1 protein-coding gene is annotated in these 292 nt (G+C 68.5%); it reads left to right on the top strand.

What is annotated here, in order from left to right:
• Positions 1–292 (top strand): hypothetical protein (locus NE591_RS15075; RefSeq protein ID WP_256157080.1); only part of this gene is annotated, 292 nt, incomplete at both ends.

The raw sequence follows: 292 nt of genomic DNA, 5'->3' as shown, positions 1-292 counted from the left end.
CGACGCCAGCGGCGTTTTGCGGGAAATGCCGGCCGAGCCCCTCGCCGCCGATCTGCGTCCGGAGGCTAAGGCCAATCGCAAGGCCGAACTGCTGCGCATCATCGCCGCCGTCGCCGGCTGCAGCTACGACGATCTCCGCCAACGCGAGCGAGCCCGCAAGCGCAAGCGCATTGCCCTCGCGTCCGTGGCAGCGGCCCTCACCATCGCCGCCGTCGGCGTCTTCGCCTTCCAATTTCACCAAACCGGCGAGGCTCTTCGATTCCGCGATGAGCGCCGCCTCGCTGGTTTGGTG

Origin of the sequence: Adlercreutzia sp. DFI.6.23 (genome assembly GCF_024462535.1) — a bacterium.
Taxonomy (GTDB): domain Bacteria; phylum Actinomycetota; class Coriobacteriia; order Coriobacteriales; family Eggerthellaceae; genus Adlercreutzia; species Adlercreutzia rubneri.
Note: the sequence above shows the minus strand (reverse complement) of the source record. Positions and strands in the feature narration are given on the sequence as shown.